This is a genomic window from Actinospineispora eucalypti (genome assembly GCF_039543365.1).
Lineage (GTDB): Bacteria > Actinomycetota > Actinomycetes > Mycobacteriales > Pseudonocardiaceae > Pseudonocardia > Pseudonocardia eucalypti.
On record NZ_BAABJP010000015.1, the window covers coordinates 382,836 to 405,753 of the forward strand.

The following is a 22,918-nucleotide window of genomic DNA, read 5'->3' on the forward strand; positions in this document are numbered from 1 at the left end:
GATTATCAGTCGTGATCCAGCACTGCCTTGCCGGTGACCTGGCGGCCGAGGAGGGCCTTGGCGGCTTCCTCGAACCGGCTCCACGAGCCTCGCCAGCCGATGTCGACCTTGAGGCGCCCGTCCTCGACCAGCTCCAGCAGCGCGGTCAGGTCCGGTCCGAAGTCGACGCCCGCCTGGAAGCTGGTCAGGCTCTTGGCCGGTCCGACGGTGGAGTAGGCCGGGAACTCGGCCGGCTCGCCCGAGGTCCACCCGATGCTCTGCACCACACCACCGGTCTTCACCAGGCCCCACGCCTGAACCAGCTGCCGGCCGCCGACGTTGTCCAACACCACGTCCACCGGCTCGAGGCCGTCGAGTGTGCTCACCACCTCGTGCGCTCCCAGCTCGGCCAGCCCGGCGCCCCGGTTCGCCGCCGCGATCACGTGCGCGCCGCCCAGCGCGGCCAGCTGCACCGCGTACCGGCCCACCCCGCCGGAGGCGCCGGTGATCAGCACCCGCCGGCCGAGCAGCGCACCGGACACGCGCAGCGCGCGCAACGCGGTCACCCCGGCGACCGGCAGCGCGGCGGCCACGGCCAGGTCCACCTTCTCCGGGACGACCGCCAGGTCGGCGGTGGCGACCGCCCGTTTCGCGGCCCAGGCGCCGTTGGCGTAGCTGAACGAGACCACCCGGTCACCGGCCTTCGGGCCGGACCCGTCCTCGGCGGCGGCCAGCACCACACCGGCGGCGTCCCAGCCCGGGACGGTGCCGGGCGCGCCGCCCGGGGCGCTGCTCAGGTCCCCGAAGTTGAGCGAGGAGTTGCGCACCTCGATCAGGGCCTCACCCGGCGCGGGGACCGGATCCGCCACCTCCCGCCAGGAAAGCCCGTAGGTGGAACCGGGAGTGACCGCGAGAGCGCGCATCGGAAACCTCTTTCCTGGCGTTTCGGAAACGCATCGGAGAACCCGAGAGCCAGGAGAAAAATTCCTCGGGCTCGCCGGCCGCTGCCCGTTCCGTTCCCGGCGCGGCCCGGGCCCGACCAACCCCGCCGAGCGAAGCCGTACCCGCAACTGTTCGTGGTCGACGTGCCGCGGCGGGTCGTACCCGGGGCGGCGAACAGGCCCAGCCGCGCCCGCCCAGGCGTCCTTGGACCGGCACCGCACCCGACATCAGCCTGAGGCACCTTCCAAGGGCGCAAGAGGTGCCTCAGGTTGATGTCGATCTTGGCGGCGGACCGGAACCGCCTTGATCGCCGATCGTGGCGGTCCGCCAGCCGCAATGCCGTTCAGTTAGTGGTTTGGGACTTGTCGTCAGCCCAGACGCGCCGGTTCGTCGCGGCTATTCGGTGTTCCGGGGGTCGATGAAGATCGACATCATCCTCACAGACGTTCTACTCGCGGGTAACGTCTCTATCGATGATGTTGATCTCCCGCCCATGAGCAGACCCCATCCCAGGATGCGCCGACCGACATACTCGCGTCGACCTCGACAAACCGAACCCGACCAACACCGGCCACGCTCCGCAACCCACACCGCGAGCCGGGCACGCAAAGGTCGCCACCGCACCGCCGTCCAGGCCATCTTTCGAACCCACCCCCCAACCGAAACCGCACGCCGACATTGACGACGGGCTCGGCGCCTTAGCTGAGCAGCATTGCCGCGAGCCGACCGCGGCCGGTCCTCAGTGCGCCAGGGAGCGCTGGTGGATCGCGGTGACCGTTTTCCGGGCGGAGAGGAACGCGCCGTGCTGCCAGGAGACGGTGTGCGAAAGCCAGTCGCCGGCGAAATACGTCCGGCCCGATCCTGAGGGCCGGCTCAGCGGGGCGTAGACCGGGGCGTCCGGGCCATCGGGAATGTTCTGCCAGCCGTTCTCGAGGTACGGCACGCGGTGCCAGGCGATGGAGAACGACCGCGCCAGCTCGGTGCGGTACTTCGGCCCGTGGATCTTTACGCCCTGGGCCAACGCGCGAGCCTCCCGGGCCGCGTGGTTCATCGCGCCGTAGGTCACCGCGTTGTCCCCGGTGTTGTAGTAGCCGACCAGGATGCCGCGCTCGCTGTGATAGCCGGTCGACGGGTACCAGATGCGCCGGATGTCCATGTCGGTCTCGGTGACCCCGCCGTAGATCCGGTCCTCGATCTCCCACCACCGGCGGCGGTACTCCAGGCCGATCTTGCCGGCCTCATTCATCTGGTAGGTGTTCAGCGCCTTCTGCACGTCCGGCCCGAGGTTGTGCGGCAGCCGAGCGAGAAGCTGCGGCGACCCGGTGAGGATGCAGTAGTCGGCGTCGATCTGGCGCTCCGGGCCGCCGTTGTCGCGGTACCGGACGCTGACCCGGTCCGGGCCGTCGGTGATCCCGGTGACCGGCGAGTTCAGCTTGATCTTCTGCGCGCCGATCGCCTTGGCCAGCGCCCTGGGGATGGCGTCCATCCCGCCGATCGGCTGCATCATCACGGTGGCGTGCTTGTAGTCCATCACGAACTCGAAGATGTCGCCGACCTCTTTGGTGATGATCTGGCTCAGCGGCGCCACCTTGGGCTCGGTGCGCACGCCGGGATCACCGGTGGCGCCCGGCCAGCGCGAGTAGCCCCGGGCGCTGCCGCCGTCGTAGACGAAGCTCCGCTCCGGATCACCCGGACGCTTGCGCCCGATGTTGCCGAACTGGCGGAGGAACTCGATCAGCTTTTCCCGGTCCTCCGGGGTCAGCCGCTTGTCCAGCGCGCCCTGGTCGGTGGCCTTGGCCAGCAGCTCGGAGAGGTACCCGTAGGCGTCCGCGACCACCGCACGGCGGCGCAACGGGTGCCCCGGCTGCATGCCGTCCTTCTCGTTGAAGACGTACGCGTCGTGGTTCACGTCGCTGAACACCTCGAGCGGGATGTTCAGCTCGCGGCAGTAGTCCATGGTGACCATCCACTGCGCGATGCGCCCCGGGCCGGTGTTCATGTACTGGCCCTCGGTGAAGCCCACCCGCTGCTTGACCCCGCCCAGCTCGGTCAGCTCGAAGCCGTTGCGCACGGTCAGGTTGCGGCCGCCGGCCCAGTGGTTCGCCTCCAGGACCGTGCAGTCGTAGCCGGCCTTGCCCAGCTCGTAGGCACAGGCCAGGCCGGCGACCCCGCCGCCGACGATGACCACCTTCGCCGCGGACCGCCCGCTCAGCCGGAAGTCGGCGTAGCTGAGCTGGCGAAACGGCGGCCACGGGGTGTCCGAGCTGACCGCCAGGTCCAATGCGCCCATGGCCGCGAGCATCGCGCCGGCGCCGCTCGTGCGGCCGACCGCACGGAGGAACCGCCGCCGGGTCAGGCCCGATCCGACGCCCGCCTCTGCCATGCCCGCTCCCATCCCAGCCGCCTGAACACCCGCATCCACGGTTAGATCGATCGAGGGAAACTTACGCGAGCGGAGGGACACCGGAATGGCCGGGCAGGGCAGGGACCGCGATGACCTGGGTAGAGCGCGGAACGCCCGGCCGCGCGACTCCTCCGGCCGGCCGATGGCCAAGGGTGCGCCCGGGGTGGACCGGGTGCCCGAAGACCTCGCGCTTCCCCCGGACGAGGCACTCCGGGAGGCGCAACGGCTGCTGGACGAAGGGCTGCCGTTCCACGCCCACGAGGTGCTGGAGGGCACCTGGAAGGCCACCGAGGGGCCGGAGCGTGCGCTCTGGCAGGGGCTCGCGCAGCTGGCCGTCGGGCTCACCCACGCCCAGCGCGGCAACCGCACCGGCGCGGTATCGCTGCTGGTCCGGGGCTCGGAGCGGATCGCGCCGTTCGCCGCCGAACCCCCGCACCGGATCGACGTGGCCGGGTTGGTCGCGCACGCCGAACGCCTGGCGTCCCTGATCCGGGACGACGGCCTGCGGGCGGTCACCGAAGCCGACCGCCGGCCGAGGCTGTTCCCCTTTGACCAAGACGGCGCCGGTCCGGCGCGGGAGGATCACTGAGGATTCGCTGAGGGGAGAGGTACGAGCATGCCGAGCTGGACCGAGGTGGTGGCCATGGCCGCCGAGCTGCCGGAGGTCACGGAGTCCACCTCCTACAACACGCCGGCGCTGAAGGTGGCGGGCAAGGGCTTCGCGCGGCTGCGCAGCGAGGCGGAGGGCGGCCTGGTGCTGATGTGCGGCCTGGACGAGAAGGAGGCCCTGCTCGCCGGCGGGGATCCGGCGTTCTACACCACCCCGCACTACGACGGCTACGGCGCGATCCTGGTCAACCTGGACAAGGTGGACCCCGGCCAGCTGCGCGAGCTGATCGAGGAGGCCTGGCGGCTGAAGGCGCCGGCCAAGCTGCGCAAGGCGCTGGACGGCTGAGCGCTCTCAGAGAGCGATGTGAAACCCCGGTCGGGTCGGGTGCCGAGATCGCACTCGCCTTGTGCGATCCGACTCTCACCTCGGGTAATCACCCGGTGCGCGCGGGACCGAGCTGGCGGGGGCGTGCGTATCGAGCGCTGGCCGAGTCGGCTCGCGTCAAGCGCGTCGTGGGAACCGCGTCAGGCGGCGCGCGCTCCACAGCGGCGCGCCTCGCTCGCCCGCCAAGCCGAGTTCATGATGCGGTAATCGGGGCGCAGGTTTCGCCGGGTCGGGTTCGAGAGGTCGCTTGGACGGCGCGGCTGGGGCGATCTGCCGCCGCTCGGGTGCGGCCCGTTGCGCCGGGTCCGGGCGCCGGCACTTCTCTCACTACGCACCGTGACGGCCCGGACGGCTTCCGAACAGGTCCGCGCCACCCTTGCTCGTCGAGCGCGCGCTGAGTCCGCTTTCGATCAACCCGAAGCCGGACTGAGCCAGCGCTCGACGAAGACGGAAGCTCCGACCGCTCACCGCCCGACCACAGACCGTAACCAGGCTGCGCGGGACGGGGGGCGCGTGAGACCGGGAGCGCGTGAGACCCGGGGGCGCGTGAGACCGGGAGCGCAAGGCGACCGGCGGCACCCGGGCGGCGGCAGATCGCCCAGCCGCGCCGTCCAAGCCATGCTTGGGCCGGCAACCACCCCAACAAGATCTACATCAACCTCACGCACCTTCTACCGGTCAGTAAGGGCCATGAAGTTGATGTTGATCTTCAACCACGGGGACGTGCACGACCGGGCCGGATGTTCCGCCGAAAACGCCAGTGATCAACTCGAGCCCAAGATCCGAGTTCCAAGATGCGCTCCCACGAAATTCGCTTGGCAACTATGTACGCACATCTGCGTAGGTTGAAATTCGTCCGGCATAGGTAGCGTGGCCGCCATGGGGGGTGCCACACCGTTGCTGTTTTGTCGCGTGCTCGGGCCGCTGCAGGTCGAGGTGGACGGCGAGCCGGCCAGCCTGGGCGGACCGGGCCAGCGCCGGCTGCTTTCCGCGCTGCTCGCGGCGGGTGGCCAGCCGATGCCGGACACCAGCCTGGCCGAGCTGGTGTGGGGTGCGGACGCCCCGCCGGTGATCAACGGGGCGCTGCAGGTCAGCGTGTCGCGGCTGCGCTCCGCGCTCGGGCCGAAGGCCCGGGACCGGCTGGCCCGGACCGCCCTGGGCTACCGGTTCGCGGTGGCGGCCGAGCAGACCGACGCCGGCCGGTTCACCCAGCTGGTGTCCGAGGGCGACCGGCTGCGCTCGGCGGGCGACCCGGCGGGCGCGGTGCGCGCCTACCGGGAGGCGCTGCCGCTGTGGCGCGGCGAGCCGTGGTCCGAGCTGGGCGCGTCGACCGCGACCGAAGGCCCCCGGGCCAAGCTGGCCGAGCTGCGCGAGGTGGCGGTCGAGGAGCTGCAGGCGGCCCGGTTGGCCACCGGTGACACCGCCGGGGCGGTGGCCGCGCTGACCGAGGCGGTGGCCGCGTCGCCGTACCGGGAGCGGCGCTGGGAGCTGCTCATCCTCGGCCTGTACCGGGCCGGCCGGCAGGGCCACGCGCTGGCCGAGCTGCGCCGGGTGCGCGAGCTGCTGGCCGACGAGCTGGGCGTCGATCCCGGGCCGGGACTGCGCGAGCTGGAACGGCGGCTGCTCAACCACGACCCCCGGCTGCTGATCGTCGAGTCGCCGGCCCCCTCGGCACCGGTCGCCCCGGAGGCGGCCGACCGGAGTCCGGTACTGGCCAGCCCCCCGGAGCCGGCCCGGGGCCACCGCCCCCTCACCCGCCCGCTGTCCTCCTTCATCGGCCGCCAGGCCGACCTGGACATCGTCGCCGAGGCACTGCGCGAACACCGGCTGGTCAGCCTCATCGGCCCGGCCGGCGTCGGCAAGACCCGCCTCGCCGTGGAGCACGCCCTCACCACCCCGCGCAGCATCCCGGTCTGGCTCTCCGACGTGCCCAACGCCGGCGCGCTCGTCCCCACCCTCGCCGAGGCGCTCGGCGTTCGCCAGAGCACCGAGGAACCGGCCCCGCCCCTGCACGACGCCCTGCGCGAGCAACCCACGCTGGTCGTGCTGGACAACTGCGAGCACCTCACCGGACCGGTCGCCGAGCTGGTCATCGGGCTGCTGCGCGACTGCCCCGAGCTCCGCATCCTGGCCACCAGCCGCGAGCCACTCGGCGTGGACGGCGAGTGCACCGTCCCGGTGGCGCCCCTCGACGTGGACGGACCGGCGGTGACCCTCCTGCTGGACCGGGTGCGCGCCGGCCGGCCCGGGTGGCGCCCCTCGGCCACCGAGCTCACCGACGCCCGCCGCATCTGCACCGCCCTCGACGGCCTGCCCCTGGCCATCGAGCTGGCCGCCGCCCGCGAACGCGCCCTCGGCCTGGCCGAGCTCGCCACCCACCTCAGCGAACGCGACGACGTCCTCGGCACCCCGCCGCGCGGCTCGCTCAGCCCCCACGCCACGCTGCACTCGGCCATCGCCTGGAGCGTCGGCCTGCTCACCCCGGCCGACCGTGCGCTCCTGCTGCGGCTGTGGCCGTTCGAGGGCGGCTTCGAATGGCCCGCCGCCGACGCCGTACAGCCCACCGGCACCATCGGCCAGCCCGTCCTCGCCACCCTGGCCTCCCTGGTCGACCGCTCGGTCGTGCAGGCCGACCTGGGCGCCACTCCCACCCGCTACCGACTGCTGTTCACCGTCCGCGGCTACTGCCGGCAGGCCGACCCCGACCCCGCCGCCAGCCGCGAGGCCCACGCCCGCTGGGTCCGCCGCTTCGTGCACGAACAGATCGCGCACATCACCGGCCCCAAGGCCAGCTCGGCCTACCGCGCGCTGGCCGCCGAGCTGCCGAACATCCGCGCCGGCATCCAGCACGACCTGGCCAACCGACCGGTGGACGCGCTGCGCACCGCGGCCGCGCTGGAGTGGGTGTGGGTCGCCGCCGGGGTGCCCGCCGAGGGGCTCGCCCTGATCCGCGACGCGATGGCCAAGGTGCCGGACGCGCCGCCCAGCGAGCGGGTGAAAGGCCTGCTCGCACAGTCCATCGTGACCTTCCACAGCAGCCAGGCGGAGTCGACGATCCGGTTCGCCGACGAGGCGCTGGCCCTGATCGGCACCGACCGGGACGGCCACCCGATGCTGGCCAAGGCCATGCTCTGCCGCGCGGCCGGCACGGTGTTGGCCGGCGAGCCGGAGGCCGCGCTGCGCGACGCGGGCCGGCTGGCCGTGCTGGCCGCCCGGGACGGCCAGCCGGACTGGTTGCGCGGCGTCGCCTGGATGGCGCTGGGCGCGGCCACCCTGCTCGGCGGTGACCGGGTCAAGGGCGAGCAGATGCTGCTGCGCGCGCGGCGCACCGCCGCGCGCTGCGGTCACCAGTGGACCGAGGGCACCGTGTCGCTCATGCTCGCCTGGAACCTGATCCGGCCCGACGACACCGAGCACGAGCGGTCGGTCCACTGGCCGCGCGGCATGCGCGCGCTGTGCGCCCTGCAGCACGCCCTGGAGGTGTTCACCGAGCTGCACAACGTCTCCGACGCGCTGGGCGTGCTGTACGCCGGCGCCTACGCACTGGCGCTGGCCGGCCGGCCGGCGGACGGCGTGCGGCTGCGCGCGGCGGTGGTGACGCACGCGGCCCGGCGCGGGGCCGGCTACCGGCGGTTCGTGCACCTCGCCGGGCCGGGTTTCGAACGGCACCTGGACGACGCCCTGTCACCGGACGAGCGGGCGGCGGCCGAGAAGGCGGGCGCCGAGGCCGACTGGGCGGAGATGCTCGAGCTCTTCCAGGCCGGCCTGCCCGAGGACACGAAGCCGCTCGCCCTCACGGCGGCTCAGACCGGGCCCGCGGCCGCCGCGATGTCCAGTGCCCTGCGGATGCGTTCGGCGCGCGCGGTGAGCCGGCCGTCCGGGGTCACCCCGGCGACGCCGGCGATGTCCTCCATCCGCCCGATGCCCCCGGCCGCGCCCCAGTAGCCCTCCTGGATCTCCCGCACCTGCACCCACACCCGGGTGGCCGCGGCGTCGCTGTACCCTGCGCCCTCCACCTCGAGCACGGCCTCGGTCACCACCCGGACCAGCCGCTCGCGGTTCACCAGCCGGAACGGCCCGGAGAGGGCGGGCGACCCGGCCGGAATGGTGAGCACCACCCGGTACACCGGCAGCTCCGGATGGCGGCCGCCGACCTGGATCCCACCGGCCGGCCGCTCGTCGAAGAAGCACCACGCGCTGGCCCGCACGTAGCGGTTGTCCGGCGAGCCCTCGGCGGCCAGCAGCGCGGCGGTGAGCCGTCCGGCCAGTTCGTCCCGCTGTGCCGGGGCGAGCGCGCTGACCGGAAGCGTGACGTCGATCATGGGCATGCCTCCATGGTCGCGCGACATTCGTACCGCCCGCTTGCCGCCGGATTGCCGGCCGGTTGAAAGCCACTCGCAAGGCCGTTCGGGCAAGGTGCAGCGCGTTGATCACCCCGCCGGCAAGCCGGCGGCAGGGGTCGGGCGCCCAGTCCGGCGCCCGACGGGAACACCGCCGGCCCCCCGCCGGCCAGAGGGGATGACACGTGATGACCAAGATCCACCCGCCTCGACTCGGCGTGCTCGGTGCACTGGTGGTCGCCGGCGGCCTCGCGCTGACCGGCTGCGCCGGGAACGCGGGCCAGGCGGCCACCGCCTCCTTCGGCTCGGCCGCCCAGGCTCAGGCCGCGCCGGCTCAGGCCGCCCCGGCTCAGGCCGCTCCGGCGGCGGTGGCCGAACCGGCCCAGCCGCCGAGCGACAACGCGGAGTACTGCCGGCGCACCGACCCGCTCGAGGTGCAGCTGCCCGAGGAGGACAACCGCCGGCTGGCGGCCAACGACCTGGCCCGGCAGGCGAAGATCTGGCAGGAGGTGCAGCCGTTCGCCCCGTGGGGCCTGCGGTCCGACCTGCAGCTGCTGGCCAAGGACTACGACGCCCTGTCCACCGGCGCGAAGACCTTCCCGGAGGCGCTCCCCGAGGTGCGGCCGGCGTTCGCCCGCGTGATGGAGCACCGCAAGGCGATCTGCTGACGCCGATCGCTCGTGAGTGGCAAGTAGCGCTATAGCGTCATTTGCCACTCACGGGTGGCTCAGCCGCTGTTCCAGCCAGTTCTGCACCTCGGCCACGTGGCGGCTGGCCGCCGTGTAGGTGGCCAGGCTGTCCCGCTGGCGCAGCGCGGTGACGATGCTGACGTGCTGCTGGTGCGTCCAGTCCGCGACGCCGTCGGCCACCACGGCCCGCCAGATCCGGGCGCGCGCGGTGCGCTGGGCGACCGTCGAGCACAGCTGGCAGAGCGTCGGGTTGCGGCTGGCCGTGGCGATCGCCTTGTGGAAGGCCAGGTCCTCCCGGACCAGCTCCTCCGGATCGGTCAGCGTGGCCATCGCCGCGATCCGCGCGTCCAGCTCGTCCAGTTCCTCGTCGGTGATCCGCACGGCGGCCAGCGCGGACGCCTCCGCCTCCAGCACCCGGCGGCACTCGAACAGCTCGGCCATGTGGACGTCCTGGCTCAGCTCCAGGAAGTCGCCCAACCGGCGCAGGATGGTGTCCGGGCGCAGGTCGGTGACGAAGGTGCCGGCGCCCCGGCGAACCTCCAGTACCCCGGCCATGGTCAGTGCGCGGACCGCCTCGCGCAGCGAAAGCCGGGACAGCCGCATGGTCGCGGCCAGTTCGGCCTCGGCGGGCAGCCGCTCGCCGGGTTGCAGCCGGCCGCTCTCGATCTCCCGCTTGAGCAGCTCGATCGCGGTCTCGACGACGCTCACGGTCGACTCGTTCATGACCGGGCCGACCACACCGGGCCGTCCGGGAAGCGGTACTCGGCCAGCGTCTCGGCCTTGATCCGCGCGCTGTAGCCGGGCGCGGTGGGCACCGTGTACCGCCCGCCGTCCATCCGCACCGGGTCCACGAAGTGCTCGTGCAGGTGGTCCACGTACTCCACCACCCGGTCGGTCATCGACCCGCTGACCGCGACGAAGTCGAACATGGACAGGTGCTGCACCAGCTCGCACAGGCCGACCCCGCCGGCGTGCGGGCACACCGGGACCCCGTGCGCGGCGGCCAGCAGCAGCACCGCGACCGCCTCGTTCACCCCGGCCAGCCGGCACGCGTCCAGCTGGCAGAAACCGATCGCGCCGGCCTGGAGCAGCTGTTTGAACACCACCGCGTTCTGGCAGTGCTCGCCGGTGGCCACCCGGGTCGGGCCGATCCGGCGGGCGATCGCGGCGTGGCCGAGCACGTCGTCCGGGCTGGTCGGCTCCTCGAACCACCAGATGCCGAAGTCTTCCAACGCGCTCGCCCAGCGGATCGCGTCCGCCACCCCCAGGGTCTGGTTGGCGTCGATCATCAGCTTGCGCTCCGGCCCGATGATCTCCCGGGCGATCCGGCAGCGCCGGACGTCGTCGTCCAGGTTGGCGCCCACCTTCAGCTTCACCGAGTCCCAGCCCTGCGCGACCGCTTCCTTACACAGCCGGGCCAGCTTGTCGTCCGAGTAGCCCAGCCAGCCGGCGCTGGTGGTGTAGGCCGGGTAGCCGTGCTCGCGCAGGAGCTCGGTGCGTGAAGCCCGGCCGGGCGCGCGGCGTTCCAGCAGCTCGACGGCCTGCTCCGGGGTGAGCGCGTCCCGCAGGTAGCGCCAGTCCACCAGGTCCACGATCTGTTGCGGGGACATGTCCGCGAGCAGCTGCCACAGCGGCTTGCCGGCGCGCTTGGCCACCAGGTCCCACACGGCGTTCACCACGGCGGCCGAGGCCAGGTGGATGACCCCCTTGTCCGGGCCCAGCCAGCGCCACTGGCTGTCCGAGTGCAGCCAGCGCCAGAACCCGCCGAGGTCGGCCTCGATGTCCTCGATGTCCCGGCCGACCAGCCGGTCGGCGATGGTCGCCACGGCGGCGGTGACCAGCTCGTTCCCCCGGCCGATGGTGAACGTGAAGCCGTGGCCCTCGGTGCCGTCGTCCGCCCTCAAGACCAGGTAGGCGGCCGAGTAGTCGGGCGCCTCGTTCATCGCGTCGGAGCCGTCCAGCCGCGCGGAGGTGGGGAACCGGACGTCCACGGCTTCCCGCTCGAGGATGCGAACCATGTCGAGCAACATATCTGATGTCTAGCGGTCAAGTCACTTGTCAGATTCGAAGTTTTCCGCCTAGCCTCGGGAAGACATCAGATATGAGGTGCCATGGTCGACATCTCGACAACCGTGATCTCATCGGAGCTGCGCCGCCGGGTGGCCCGGCGGTTGCTCCCGCCGCTGTTCATCATGTTCGTGCTGTCCTTCCTGGACCGCACCAACGTCAGCCTGGTGAAGGACCAGCTGCACGCCAGCGCCGGCATCTCGGCCGCCGTGTTCGGCCTCGGCGCCGGCGTGTTCTTCATCGGCTACGCGGTGTTCGGGGTGCCGTCCAACCTGGTGCTGCACCGGATCGGCGCGCGCCGCTGGCTGGCCGGGATGATGTTCGTCTGGGGCGTGCTCTCCGCTCTGATGGCGCTGACCAGCGACCCGACCAGCTTCTACCTGCTGCGGTTCGCGCTGGGCATCGCCGAGGCCGGCTTCTTCCCCGGGGTGATCCTGTACATCACCTACTGGTTCCCGTACCGGGAACGGGGCAAGGCCACCGGGGTGTTCCAGTCCGCCGTGGCCGTGGCCAGCATCGTGGGCAACCCGGTCGGCGGCTACCTGCTCGGGATGCACGGCCTGCTCGGCCTGGACGGCTGGCAGTGGATGTTCATCCTGGAGGGCGTGCCCACCGCCGTGTTCGCGCTGGCCGTGCCGTGGCTGCTCACCGACCGCCCGGAGCAGGCCCGCTGGCTGACCGCCGAGCAGCGGACCGAGCTGGCCACCGCCATCAAGGCCGACGAACCACCGGCCGACCGGCAACCCAGGCGCGGCATCGGCGCGGTGCTGCGCGACTCCCGGGTGCTGCGGCTGATCTACGTCTACTTCGCCATCCAGCTCGGCGTCTACGGGGTGACCTTCTGGCTGCCCGCGCTGGTGAAGCGGATCGGCGGGCTGACCGACGTGCAGGTCGGCCTGCTCGCCGCGCTGCCCTGGGTGTTCGCGCTGGCCGGGGTGCTGGTGCTGCCCTGGCTGTCCGACCGCACCGGCAACCGGCGCGGCCCGCTGCTGATCGCCCTGGCCTGCACGCTGCTCGGCCTGCTCGGCGGGGCCGCGCTGCCGCCGTGGCCGGGGCTGTTCGCGCTGTGCGTGGCCGCGTTCGGCTTCCTCGGCGCACAGCCGGTGTTCTGGACCGTGCCGCCGACCATCCTGGCCGGCGTGCAGGTGGCCGCGACCATTCCGCTGATCTCCGGCATCGGCAACCTGGGCGGGTTCGTCGGGCCGTCCATCATGGGGTTCACCGAGGAGGCCACCGGCAGCGGCGCGGGCGGGTTGTACCTGATCGCGGCCGTGGTACTGCTGGGCGGCCTGTTTGCGGCTACGTTCCGTTGGGTCGGGAGGAGAACCTAGATGCAGGTGGTGCGGTACGCCGACGCCGGCGGCGAGGTGCACATCGGGGTCCTGGACGGGGACGAACTGCGTGCGGTGCCGGGGGTCGGCCGGCTGAGTGAGCTGCTCGGCCAGGACCTGGCCGACATCGAGCACGCGCTGCGCAATGCCGCGCACCGGCCGGCCACCCACGCGCGCGCCGAGGTCACCCCGCTGCCCCCGATCGACGGGCGGACCGAGTTGTGGGCGGCCGGAGTGACCTACCGGCGGTCCCGCGAGGCGCGGGTCGAGGAGAGCACCGAGAAGACGGTGTACGAGAAGGTGTACGAGGCGCAGAGGCCGGAGCTGTTCTTCAAGGCGCCGGCCTGGCGGGTGGTCACCGACGGCGAGCCGATCACGGTGCGCGCCGACTCGGCGCTGAACGTGCCGGAGCCGGAGCTGGCCGTGGTGGCCAACGCCGCCGGGCATCCGGTCGGCTACCTGGTGGCCAACGACGTCAGCTCCCGGTCCATCGAGGGGGAGAACCCGCTGTACCTGCCCCAGGCCAAGATCTACGCCGGCAGCGCGGCGCTGTCCTGGGGCATCCGGCCGTTCTTCGAGCTGCCCGAGGTGTCCGAGAAGTCCGCGCTCGCCATCGAGATGACCATGACCAGGGCCGGCGAGACGGTGTTCGCCGGCACCACCAGCACCACCGAGCTGCGCCGCTCCCCCGCCGAGCTGCTGGACTGGCTGTACCGCGGCCTGCCCTTCCCCGAGGGCGCGGTGCTGTGCACCGGCACCGGGATCGTGCCCGGCATGGACGTCACGCTCCGCCCCGGCGACCAGGTGCGCATCACCATCGAGGAGGTCGGAACCCTGGTCAACCCGGTACGGCTGTCCGGTTGACCGGGTTCGTTGCGGTTTGTGGGTAGTGCCGGTTCAAAGACGGCTTGGACGGCGCGGCCGGTCGTCTCCCGCGGCTGGGTGCGGCCCGTTGCGTTGGTTGGTGGCCCGGTTCACCGCTGGGGACGTCATCTGACTCCGACGATGACCGTCTGCAACCATTCGCGGGTCGTCGACCGGAATGCCCGCATGGCGGTCCGAGCCGTTCATGGTCAAGTCACCCTGAGAGACCTTACTCACCAGTAGAACGTCTCTAGTGGTGAGTTGACCACGAAACTCCTCACGGGCTACCCCGTCCAAGCCATCCTTAAAACCGGCACCGCGCCTCAGCCCAAGATCGAGCCCAGCTGGCGGTGGTAGTGGGTGAGGGCGCCCTCGAAGCGGCCGAAGACGAAGTGCTCGTTGGCCCGGCTGGCCAGGCCGCGCTGGATGGCCCGGACCATCTCGCGGTCCTCCGCGACGCCCTCGTCGGCGAAGTCCAGGCCCTGCTTCAGCGCGGCCTGGCCCTCGGCGTCATCGCCGGCCACCCGGGTGAGCGTGTAGGTGATCGTGCGGGTGCGGTCCACGGCCAGCGGCTCGTGCACGATCACCGCCAGGTTCAGCGGGAACGTCGCCACCACCACGTTCGGGAACAGGTGGTAGACGAAGGTGAGCATGCCGTCCAGCGACCGGTCCTCCGCCGCCACCTCGCGCAGTTTGTTGATCCGCCGGTAGGGGAAGGCCACCCGGCTGTTGCGGCCGAACCGCTCGATCACGTTCAGGTTGTCGAACTGGATCGGGTAGAAGGTCTGCCGGTGGGTGGCGCGCAGGTGGTAGCCCTCGAGGAAGCCGTCCATCACGATCTTCCAGTTGGCCGGGATGTCGATCTGCGTGGTGCCGTGCAGGTGGGCGTCCGGCGGGATCAGCCCGGCCAGCTCGTCCAGCGCGTCGTTGTGGTGCGCGGGTTCGTCCTGGGTGAGGAACACCAGGCCGTGGCGTTCCTCGGTGCGCACCGGGACCAGCCCGTGCTCCGCCGGGTCCAGGTCCGGGAAGCCGTAGCCGTCCGGGACGTGGCGCAGCGCGCCGTCCAGCCCGTAGGTCCAGCCGTGGTAGCGGCAGACGAACGCGGTGCGCCCGCAACCGGCGCCGTCGGCGAGCGGCACGCCCCGGTGCCGGCAGGCGTTGCGGAAGGCCCGCACCACTCCGTCCCGGCCCCGGGCCACCAGGATCGGCGTGCCGGCCACGTCCCTTGCCAGGTAGTCGCCCGGCGCGGAGACCGCGGCGGACGGGCAGACCGGGGTCGGGCAGCGGCGGAAGACCTCGGCCAGCTCCCGCTCGAAGCGCTCCGTGGAGCGGTAGTTGGCCACCGGCTCGCGCCAGGTGTGCTCGCTCAGGTCGGTGGTGTGGTGGTCGATGTGGTCCAGGATGCGCTGCGCCACGGCTTGCTCGTCGGCCAGCGTCCTTGCGGGCGTAACGGCGGTCATAGCGACGACTGTGCCGCAGAAAAGAATTGAAGTCAATTCACTTCTGCGGATCAGGGCGCGATGTTCACCGAGGCGGCGACCTGTCGCCACAGCACGTCGACCACCAGCTCAGGCGGCGGCGGCTTCTCGCGGCGGACGGCCTCCACCATCACCCGCTGGATGGCGCCGAACATCGCCGCGCCGGCCAGCATCGGGTCCACCTCCGCCGGCAGCTCCCCCTTGGCCTGCGCGCGCCGGATGCTGCGCGCGGCCAGCTCGACCACCGAGGAGATCCGGGCGGCCTCGGTGCGCGCCACCTCCGCCTCCCGGCCCAGCCGCCCGTACAGCACGGCGGTGAACGGGTCCGCGTAGTGGAAGGCCACTCCGCGCTCCAGGCGCACCCGCTCGTGGGTCGCCCAGTCCCCCTCGTCGTCCATGTTCTCGTCCAGCACCTCGGCGTGGTACCGGTCGAAGTAGTCGTTGACCAGTGCGCTCACCAGGCCGGCCTTGGAACCGAAGTAGCGGTGCACCAGGCTGGGCGCCACCCCGGCCGCCTTCGCCACGGTGGCCAGCTCGAGGTGCCCGTCCCCGGCGATCGCCTCGGCCCGCGCGCAGTCCAGCAGCCGGGCGCGGGTGGCCCGGCCCTTCGCGGTCAGCTCGCCCTCGGCCAGCACGGACATGCGACGACGTTACCCCGGGACCCGGTTGCCGCCGGAGTGACCGGCCCGCAGACTGACCCCATGGTCCGGCACTATTTCGATCTGTTGCGGCACTACGCCGACGCCGAGCCGGACCGCCCGGCAGTCACCTGCGCCGGCGTCACCCTCACCCGCGCCGAACTGGTCCGCAAGGCCCGCGCGCTGGGTGCCCGGTACGCCGAGCTGGGCGTGGGCCGGGGTGACACCGTGGCCGTCTGCCTGCCCAACTCGGTGGAGTTCCCGGTGGCCGCGCTGGCGGCGTGGCTGCTCGGCGCCACGCCGGTTCCGCTGTCGGTGAAGCTGGCCCCGGCGGAGCGGCGGGGCATCCTGGAGCTGGCCGCGCCGGCCGCAACGGTCGGCCTTCAGCCGGAGGACGCGCCGGGAATCCCCGGCGTTGATGTATCCGAGCTACCCGGACTGGACGGCGGCGCCGACATCGAGCCGGTGGTCGCGCCCACCTGGAAGATCATCCCCAGCGGGGGGAGCACCGGGCGGCCCAAGCTGATCGCCGCCGACGGGGAGGCGGACGCGGACCGCCTGATCGGCTTCGGCGGGCTGCTGCGCATCCCCGTGGACGAAACGGTGCTCCTGCCCGCGCCGCTGTCCCACAACGCGCCGTTCATCATGACGCTGGCCGGCCTGGTGAACGGCAACCACGTGGTCCTCACGCCCCGCTTCGACCCGGCGGAGACGCTGCGCCTGATCGCCGAGCACCGGGCCACCTTCGTCTACCTGGTGCCCACCATGATGCAGCGCATCTGGCGGCTGCCCGCAGAGGTGCGCGACGCCGCCGACGTCTCTTCGGTGCGCACGATGTACCACATGGCCGCGCCCTGCCCGGCCTGGCTGAAGCACGCCTGGATCGACTGGCTCGGCCCGGAGAAGGTCATGGAGCTGTACGCCGGCACCGAGCTGCAGGCGGTCACGGTGATCGACGGCGTCGAGTGGTTGGCCCACCCCGGCTCGGTGGGCCGCCCGGTGCTCGGCGAGATCGAGTGCCGGGACCCGGACGGCCGGCCGTGCCGGCCCGGCGAGGTCGGCGAGCTGTGGATGCGCCGGGGCACCGGCGAGTCCAACCCGTACCGGTACATCGGCGCGCGGCCCCGCTCGGCCGGGGAGGGCTGGGAGTCGCTCGGCGACCTCGGCTACCTGGACGAGGACGGCTACGTCTTCCTCACCGACCGGGACACGGACATGATCCTGGTGGGCGGGGCGAACATCTTCCCCGCCGAGATCGAGGCCGCGCTCGACCGGCACCCCTCGGTACTGACCAGCTGCGTGATCGGGCTGCCGCACGAGGACCTGGGCAACGCGATCCACGCCATCATCCAGCCGCGCGAACCGGTGGGCGATGCCGAGCTGCTCGCCCACCTGGCTCCGCTGCTTTCCCGCAACAAGCTCCCGCGCACCTTCGAGCGGGTCGATCATCCGCTGCGCGACGACGCCGGCAAGGTTCGCCGCACAGCCCTGCGCAGCGCTAGGGTGCGGTAGGCGCGCGGACCGCGTCCACCAGCTTGCTGACCAGCGCGGACAGCGCGGCCTCGCCATCGGTGTCGGACAGTCCGCCGTCGGCCCCGAAGGCCTGGTCGGCCTGGCCGACCGGCAGCTCCTCGTCCAACACGGCCGCACCCATCAGGCCGAGCACCTTGCGCAGCTCGGCCTGCGACCAGATCGCCCCGTACAGCCCGACCGAGGCGCCGATCACGGCGGTCGGCCGGCCCTTGAAGGAGTTGTCCGGAAACGGCCGGGACGCCCAGTCCAGCGCGTTCTTCAGCTGCCCCGGAATGGAGCCGTTGTACTCCGGCGTGGCGATCAGGACCGCGTCGGACGCGCTCACCCGGTTGCGCAGGTCGGCCACCACCTCGGGCGCATCCACTGCGTCTTCCCTGTAGGGCGGGATGTCCGCGAGGCGGTCGTACACCTCGAACTCGACGCCCTCCGGCAACAGCTTGCCGGCCAGCTCCAGCAGCTGCCGGTTGTACGAACCGGCGCGCAGGCTGCCACTGATACCCAGGACCCGCATCGGCTACTACGCCTCCTTGACGAATTCGACGTTCGCGGTCAGCTTGACCGTGTTGGCCAGCGCGTCCCCGCCCTTGGGCAGCTGGGCGGCGAAGCTGAAGTCCCAGTCCCGGCGGTCCACCACGGCCTCGAACTCGACGCCGAAGCGGGACTGCCCACCCAGCGCCTCGACCACCGGGGTGTAGGTGCCGGTGGCGGTGAACGGCTTGGTGATCCCCTTGATGGTCAGCTCACCGGCCACCTCGGCGGTGCCGTCCTCGCGCAGCTTGATGTCGTTGGACCGGAAGGTCAGCTCCGGGTGGTTGGGGGCGTCGAAGAAGTCGGCGCCGTTCAGCACGTGCGCACGGAAGTCCGGCTGCTTGATGGTCAGCGACTCCACGCGGACCGAACCGTCCAGGCGAATGCCCTGCTCGTCGGCCACCACCTTGCCGCTCACGTCCTCGAACGAGGCGCGGAACGCGGAGACGCCCATGTGCTTGACGCCGAACTGGAACAGCGAGTGGATCGGGTCGATGGCGAACGTGCCGACCAGTGGCTGCGTGCTCGTGGTCATCGTGCACCTGCTCTCTCTGAGTTGAAACGGAACTTTCTCCGCTTCTGCTACCATAAACGGAGAATTCTCCGCCTGCAACCGAGGGGGCGGGAAGTTTGTTCCCGAGGCTCTAAGGTTCACGTCACAGGGGAAAGGATGCGCTGATGGCGGCCAACGACCTGGGCCTGCCGGTGCTGGGGCAGCCGCCCGCCGAGCGGGCCGACGCGGCACGCAGCCGGCGGATGGTGCTCGCGGCGGCCCGGGACATGGTCGCGGAGGGCGGCACCTGCGCGCTGAGCATGGACGCGGTGGCCGCGCGCGCCGGGGTCGGGGTCGGAACCGTGTACCGCCGGTTCGGCGACCGGGCCGGACTGGCCTTCGCGCTGCTGGACAGCGAGGAGCAGCGGTTCCAGAACGCGTTCATCCACGGCCCGCCACCACTCGGGCCGGGGGCACCGCCGGTGGCCCGGCTGCGCGCGTTCCTGGACGCCTACGTGGACCGCCTGGAGCTGGAGGTGGACATCCACGCCCTGGCCGAGACCCGCGCCCCGACCGCCCGCTACAGCAGCGGCGCCTACCAGACCGCCCGGGCGCACCTGGTTTCCCTGCTCAACGAGCTGCGACCGACCGGCCTGGACGCGGACTTCATCGCGGAGACCCTGCTGGCCCTGCTCGGCGCCGGGTTCTACATCCACCAGCGCCGCGAGCGCGGCCTGGCCCCGGACACCCTCAAGTCCCACTACAGCGAGGTCCTCTACCGCCTCATCGCCCCGTAGCCGAGCTGGCGGATGCATTCGCCGTGCTTACGCCGGTCGATGCGGAAGCTTCGATGGCCGACATCCGCGAGGCGGACAAGTTCTTCGGTCCGGACGAGCTGGCCGATCCGTTCGAGGAGCACGCACGCCAATACGTCGCGGGCCGGGTGAGTGATCAACAGGACATGGTGGTCGTCCGGGAGCGCTCGGAGCGACCCTCATGTCCTGTTGACCATGAAAGCGGTGATCATCAACGGGTGATCGTCGTGCGTGGCGACAGCGGTCATCCTCGGCGAAACGCGACGGCCCCATGCCCGAGTAGCGGCAGACCGCCGACGCCGCGCCGGCCGTCAGACCTCGTCGAAGACGGTGCCCATGTGGGACCAGGCCGTGGGGCGGGTGTGCCGCAGCCAGGCGGCCACGGCCAGACCGACGACCACCAGTGCCCCGCACACCCAGGGCACCATGGCGATCACGCCGGGGATCTCCGCGCCGGGCGCGGCCGGCACGAACGAGTAGTAGATCGCGCCGAACACCGCCAGCCCGCCCACCGCCGCGGCCAGCGCGCCGACCCGTTGGAACCCGGCGTCACCGGTGCGCCGCCCCTGGGCGAACCCGGCCACCCCGAGCAGCAGGTACACGAACATCACCAGCGGCGTGCCCAACCCGGCCAGCACGGTGAACACGAACACCCCGCCGGTCATCTCGTTGTCCTGCCCGCCGGCGATCGCCACCTGGGTGTCGTGCCCGGTGAGCGCGAGCACCAGCCCGGCCAGCAGCACCCACACGATGATGTCCAGCCCGATCGCCCGCCACGGGGTGTGCCACCTCGGGTGCAGCACGCCCAGCCAGGCCGGCAGCGCCCGCTCCCGCCCCATGGCGAACAGCACCCGGGACACCGCCAGGTGCACCCCCAGCGCGCAGAACAGGCTGGCCAGCGCCGCACAGGCCAGCACCACGGCCGCCAGTACCTGGTTGGGCGCCACGGCGGCCAGCCCGGCCACCGAGGCCGGCCACGCGGTCGCCGCCTCGCGCACGCCGAACCCGACGGCGGTGGCGTAGGTGATCACCAGGTAGAACAGCCCGGCCACCACGATCGACCCGATCACCGCGCGCGGGATCACCCGCCGCGAGTCGCGGGTCTCCTCGGCCAGCACCGCGCTCGCCTCGGCCCCGGTGAAGGACAGCATGCCGAAGCTGAGCCCGAACAGGATGCCGGTCCACGGCACCCCGGCGGCCGACGGCCAGAACGCCGCCGGGTCCACCGGCCGGGCCGCGCCACCGATCACCACCAGCGCCACCACCAGCAGCGCCAGCATGCTGAGCACCAGGAACACCAGCTGGGTCCGGGTCGACGCCTGCACGTCGAACAGGCTCATCACGGTGATCAGCACCAGCCCGCCGAGCGAGAACCAGGCCCAGGACACGTGCACCCCGGCCAGCGCCACCAGGTTGGCGGCGAAGAAGCCGAACCCGCAGAGCACCGCGCCGCCCAGCACCAGGAACGCCGCCGCGTAGCACCAGCCGCCGAGGAAACCGGTCATCCGGTTGGCCCCCCGGGTGATGTAGGTGTACATCGACCCGGCCGAGGACAGTGACCGCGCGAACCGGGCCACGGTGCCGCCCACGCAGAGCATGGCCAGCGTGCCCAGCAGGTAGGCCAGCGGGGTCGCGCCGCCCGCCTTGGTCGAGGCCAGGTAGGTGAGGAAGGCGCCGGACATGGCCGGCGCGATCACCGAGAGGCTCTGCGCGATCACATCGGGCAGGCCCAGTCGCTTACGGAACCCTGAGTTGCCGGCCGATGCCGGCGCTGTCTCATCGGCGCCGGCCGATGCCGGCGCGGGGGCTGTCCCAGCCGCGCCGGCATCGGCTACTGGCAGGTCGGCTTCAGCCGACATGGCCGTTGCCCTGGCCGTTTGACGCACAGTGTGCTCCGCCGGTCGGGGGTACGTCCAGTGCCGGGTTCCGGTCGAAGAAGCCGGACGGTTTGAGCGTGAAACCGGTGTAGTCGACCGGCATCACGGGCCAGTCCTCCGGGCGCGGGAAGTGCGTGGTCCCGAAGCTGTGCCAGACCACGATGTCCTCGCCGTCCACCGGCCGGTCGGCGGCGGTCCATTCGGGCAGCCCGGAGCCGCCCGGGTTCTGGTTCACGAAGTCGCCGGCCGGATAGCGCTGCGCCGGGTCGTAGCGGGTCACCCACAGGTGCTTGGTGGCGAACGCCGCGCGGGCCCGGATGGAGGACGCCTGGTCGGCCAGCATCGCCGGCTGCCCCTCCGGCCGCAGCACGTAACCGGTGGGCTGGCCCAGCCGGTTCCGGTTCTCCGTGCTGACGATGTGCCAGGCCCTGGCCCGGGAGTTGTCGGCCAGCCGCTGCGCGCCCGCCTCACTGGTGAGCCGGGTGCGGCCCTGGCGGAAGGCGTTGCCGTACGGGTTGCCCGGCCCCATCGGCACCGGCACCGCCTCCACCTCGTCCACCGCGTTGGCCGCGCCGTCGATCATGGTGTCCAGCCGGGCGGCGAAAAGGTGCTGGTGGTAGGGCGCGCCCAGGCCGGGGGCGATCTCCGTGGCGTACTCGCTGTCCGGGCCGTAGGCCGAGGTGAACACGATGCCGGTGGCCTTGGCCTCGAACTGGATGGTGCCGTCCAGGTAGAGGTACCAGTAGAAGCCGTAGTCGTAGTTCCCGATCGGGGTGAAGTAGGAGAACACCATCCGCCGCTGCCGCCGGGTCTCCGCCGCCCCGGTGAACATCTCGGAGTGCTTCCACACCACGCCGTGGTCCTCTTCGTGCAGGCAGATGGCGTTGTTGATGGTCCGGGGCTGGCCAAGGTCGTCGGCGATGACCGCGTCCAGGTAGGTGATGTCGCCGAGGCAGTCGCAGCCGCGCTCCAGCGAGTTGGCGTAGCGGGCGAACATGTACTCGCCGCAGTCGAAGTAGTTCTGCCAGAACCGCACCGGTGACGGGTCGGCGTAGGGCACCACCATCTCCGCGATGGACGCCCGGTACAGGATCGGCCGACCGTCGTAGGACAGCTGGTGCAGCGTCAGGCCCTCGCGCTCGTTGAAGCCCAGCCGCACGTCCCAATTCTGCCAGCGCACCCGGTTGCCCTCGACGGTGAACGAGACGCCTTCGGGCTGGGTGATCTCGATCGGCTTCAGCCCGGTCCGCTGGGGCCCCACCTGCGCCGGGTCGTCGAAGTTCCCCGCCTCTTGCGGCACCGGAATGACCGCCTCGTCGATCACCCGGTCCACCGAGCGCGCGGTCAGGTCCACGTAGGCGACCAGGCCGTCCACCGGGTGCGCCCACGGACTGTCCTTCTCGTGGTCCTGCATGAACGCGAAGGAGCGCACGATCCGCCGGCCGACCTCGTCCGGGTAGTCGTAGACGCCGGCCGACAGCGGCACCGCCCGGGCGTTCGCCGGGTCCAGACCGCGCTTGCGCAGCGCGGCCTTCCACTCCTCGCTGGCGTTCAGGATGTCCTCGATCAGCTCGAACTCGGCGTCGATGATCGGCGGCTGGCCCTTGGACGTGTCCACTTCGACGCTGCTGACCAGCGTAGATGTGCTAGCGGCGACCACGTTGTCGGTGGACCGGCCGGTGGCCAGGTCCAGCAGCACGGCGCGGAACCGGCGGTCGACGGGTGCGCCGTCGCGGTGCGCGAGCACCTCCGGCTTGGCCGGCTCCTCGGGGGCGAAGAAGGCGAAGCGCACGTGCTCGGTCAGCAGTCCCTCGGACGCCAGTACCTCGCGGACCCGGTGCACCTCCTCCTCGGTGGTCATCTCCAGCGGGTGGTCCGGGGTCCTGGTGGGCGGGTTGGCGGTCCGGGTGGGCTCGGTGACGGTCACAGATGCACTCCTCCTGCGT

The 22,918-nt window shown here is 71.8% G+C and carries 19 protein-coding genes; 8 read left to right on the forward strand and 11 right to left on the reverse strand.

The window, feature by feature from the left end; all coding sequences use genetic code 11:
* Positions 1-5: 5 nt before the first annotated feature.
* Both ABEB12_RS17910 and ABEB12_RS17915 read right to left on the reverse strand, forming a co-directional pair.
* On the reverse strand, positions 6-902 hold the full coding sequence (locus tag ABEB12_RS17910) for a zinc-binding dehydrogenase (protein ID WP_185059289.1): 897 nt from the start codon (positions 900-902) through the stop codon (positions 6-8).
* A 758-nt stretch (positions 903-1,660) separates the two neighbouring features.
* Entirely contained in the window at positions 1,661-3,304 is a 1,644-nt protein-coding gene (locus tag ABEB12_RS17915; protein WP_185059288.1) for an FAD-dependent oxidoreductase, read from the reverse strand.
* An 85-nt stretch (positions 3,305-3,389) separates the two neighbouring features.
* Here ABEB12_RS17915 and ABEB12_RS17920 point away from each other — a divergent pair, with 85 nt between their 5' ends.
* From ABEB12_RS17920 to ABEB12_RS17935, 4 genes are all read left to right on the forward strand, one after another.
* The gene (locus ABEB12_RS17920) at positions 3,390-3,914 is read left to right on the forward strand and encodes a DUF309 domain-containing protein (protein WP_185059287.1); all 525 of its coding nucleotides are present in this window, start codon (positions 3,390-3,392) and stop codon (positions 3,912-3,914) included.
* 27 nt (positions 3,915-3,941) lie between these two features.
* Entirely contained in the window at positions 3,942-4,280 is a 339-nt protein-coding gene (locus ABEB12_RS17925; protein WP_185059286.1) for an MmcQ/YjbR family DNA-binding protein, read from the forward strand.
* A 951-nt stretch (positions 4,281-5,231) separates the two neighbouring features.
* Complete coding sequence (locus ABEB12_RS17930; protein ID WP_185059285.1) at positions 5,232-8,264, forward strand: BTAD domain-containing putative transcriptional regulator; 3,033 nt, start codon at positions 5,232-5,234, stop codon at positions 8,262-8,264.
* A 583-nt stretch (positions 8,265-8,847) separates the two neighbouring features.
* Entirely contained in the window at positions 8,848-9,327 is a 480-nt protein-coding gene (locus tag ABEB12_RS17935) for a hypothetical protein (RefSeq protein WP_185059284.1), read from the forward strand.
* Between the two features lie 48 nt (positions 9,328-9,375).
* On the opposite strand, the gene ABEB12_RS17940 is transcribed toward ABEB12_RS17935, so the two are convergent.
* The gene (locus ABEB12_RS17940) at positions 9,376-10,056 is read right to left on the reverse strand and encodes an FCD domain-containing protein (protein WP_185059283.1); all 681 of its coding nucleotides are present in this window, start codon (positions 10,054-10,056) and stop codon (positions 9,376-9,378) included.
* A gap of 11 nt (positions 10,057-10,067) precedes the next feature.
* Complete coding sequence (locus tag ABEB12_RS17945; protein ID WP_185059282.1) at positions 10,068-11,366, reverse strand: enolase C-terminal domain-like protein; 1,299 nt, start codon at positions 11,364-11,366, stop codon at positions 10,068-10,070.
* A 114-nt stretch (positions 11,367-11,480) separates the two neighbouring features.
* On the opposite strand from ABEB12_RS17945, the gene ABEB12_RS17950 reads away from it, so the two are divergent.
* On the forward strand, positions 11,481-12,746 hold the full coding sequence (locus ABEB12_RS17950; RefSeq protein WP_185059281.1) for an MFS transporter: 1,266 nt from the start codon (positions 11,481-11,483) through the stop codon (positions 12,744-12,746).
* Positions 12,747-13,610: a fumarylacetoacetate hydrolase family protein gene (locus ABEB12_RS17955; RefSeq protein ID WP_185059280.1), complete on the forward strand. Its 864-nt coding sequence runs from the start codon at positions 12,747-12,749 to the stop codon at positions 13,608-13,610. It begins immediately after the preceding gene.
* Positions 13,611-13,933: 323 nt separating this feature from the next.
* Here the strand turns inward: ABEB12_RS17955 and ABEB12_RS17960 are convergent, their stop codons facing one another.
* Both ABEB12_RS17960 and ABEB12_RS17965 read right to left on the reverse strand, forming a co-directional pair.
* The gene (locus tag ABEB12_RS17960; RefSeq protein ID WP_185059279.1) at positions 13,934-15,070 is read right to left on the reverse strand and encodes an SRPBCC family protein; all 1,137 of its coding nucleotides are present in this window, start codon (positions 15,068-15,070) and stop codon (positions 13,934-13,936) included.
* Positions 15,071-15,120: 50 nt separating this feature from the next.
* Entirely contained in the window at positions 15,121-15,729 is a 609-nt protein-coding gene (locus ABEB12_RS17965) for a TetR family transcriptional regulator (protein ID WP_185059278.1), read from the reverse strand.
* A 60-nt stretch (positions 15,730-15,789) separates the two neighbouring features.
* Here ABEB12_RS17965 and ABEB12_RS17970 point away from each other — a divergent pair, with 60 nt between their 5' ends.
* A complete protein-coding gene (locus ABEB12_RS17970; RefSeq protein ID WP_185059277.1) occupies positions 15,790-17,238 on the forward strand; it encodes an AMP-binding protein in 1,449 nt (482 codons plus the stop codon).
* Here the strand turns inward: ABEB12_RS17970 and ABEB12_RS17975 are convergent.
* Positions 17,225-17,770, reverse strand: a complete 546-nt coding sequence (locus tag ABEB12_RS17975; RefSeq protein WP_185059276.1) for an NAD(P)H-dependent oxidoreductase — start codon at positions 17,768-17,770, stop codon at positions 17,225-17,227. The two genes, ABEB12_RS17970 and ABEB12_RS17975, sit on opposite strands and share 14 nt — an antisense overlap.
* Positions 17,771-17,776: 6 nt before the next feature.
* On the reverse strand, positions 17,777-18,322 hold the full coding sequence (locus tag ABEB12_RS17980) for a YceI family protein (RefSeq protein ID WP_185059275.1): 546 nt from the start codon (positions 18,320-18,322) through the stop codon (positions 17,777-17,779).
* A 143-nt stretch (positions 18,323-18,465) separates the two neighbouring features.
* Between ABEB12_RS17980 and ABEB12_RS17985 the strand changes: the two genes are divergently transcribed.
* The gene (locus ABEB12_RS17985) at positions 18,466-19,077 is read left to right on the forward strand and encodes a TetR family transcriptional regulator (RefSeq protein ID WP_185059274.1); all 612 of its coding nucleotides are present in this window, start codon (positions 18,466-18,468) and stop codon (positions 19,075-19,077) included.
* Here ABEB12_RS17985 and ABEB12_RS17990 read toward each other — a convergent pair.
* The 3 genes from ABEB12_RS17990 to ABEB12_RS18000 all read right to left on the reverse strand — a co-directional run bounded on the left by ABEB12_RS17990 (position 19,056) and on the right by ABEB12_RS18000 (position 22,899).
* Positions 19,056-19,235: a hypothetical protein gene (locus ABEB12_RS17990; protein ID WP_185059273.1), complete on the reverse strand. Its 180-nt coding sequence runs from the start codon at positions 19,233-19,235 to the stop codon at positions 19,056-19,058. The two genes, ABEB12_RS17985 and ABEB12_RS17990, sit on opposite strands and share 22 nt — an antisense overlap.
* Positions 19,236-19,406: 171 nt before the next feature.
* Complete coding sequence (locus ABEB12_RS17995; RefSeq protein WP_185059272.1) at positions 19,407-20,813, reverse strand: amino acid permease; 1,407 nt, start codon at positions 20,811-20,813, stop codon at positions 19,407-19,409.
* Between the two features lie 130 nt (positions 20,814-20,943).
* Complete coding sequence (locus ABEB12_RS18000) at positions 20,944-22,899, reverse strand: primary-amine oxidase (protein WP_185059271.1); 1,956 nt, start codon at positions 22,897-22,899, stop codon at positions 20,944-20,946.
* Between the last annotated feature and the right edge of the window lie 19 nt (positions 22,900-22,918).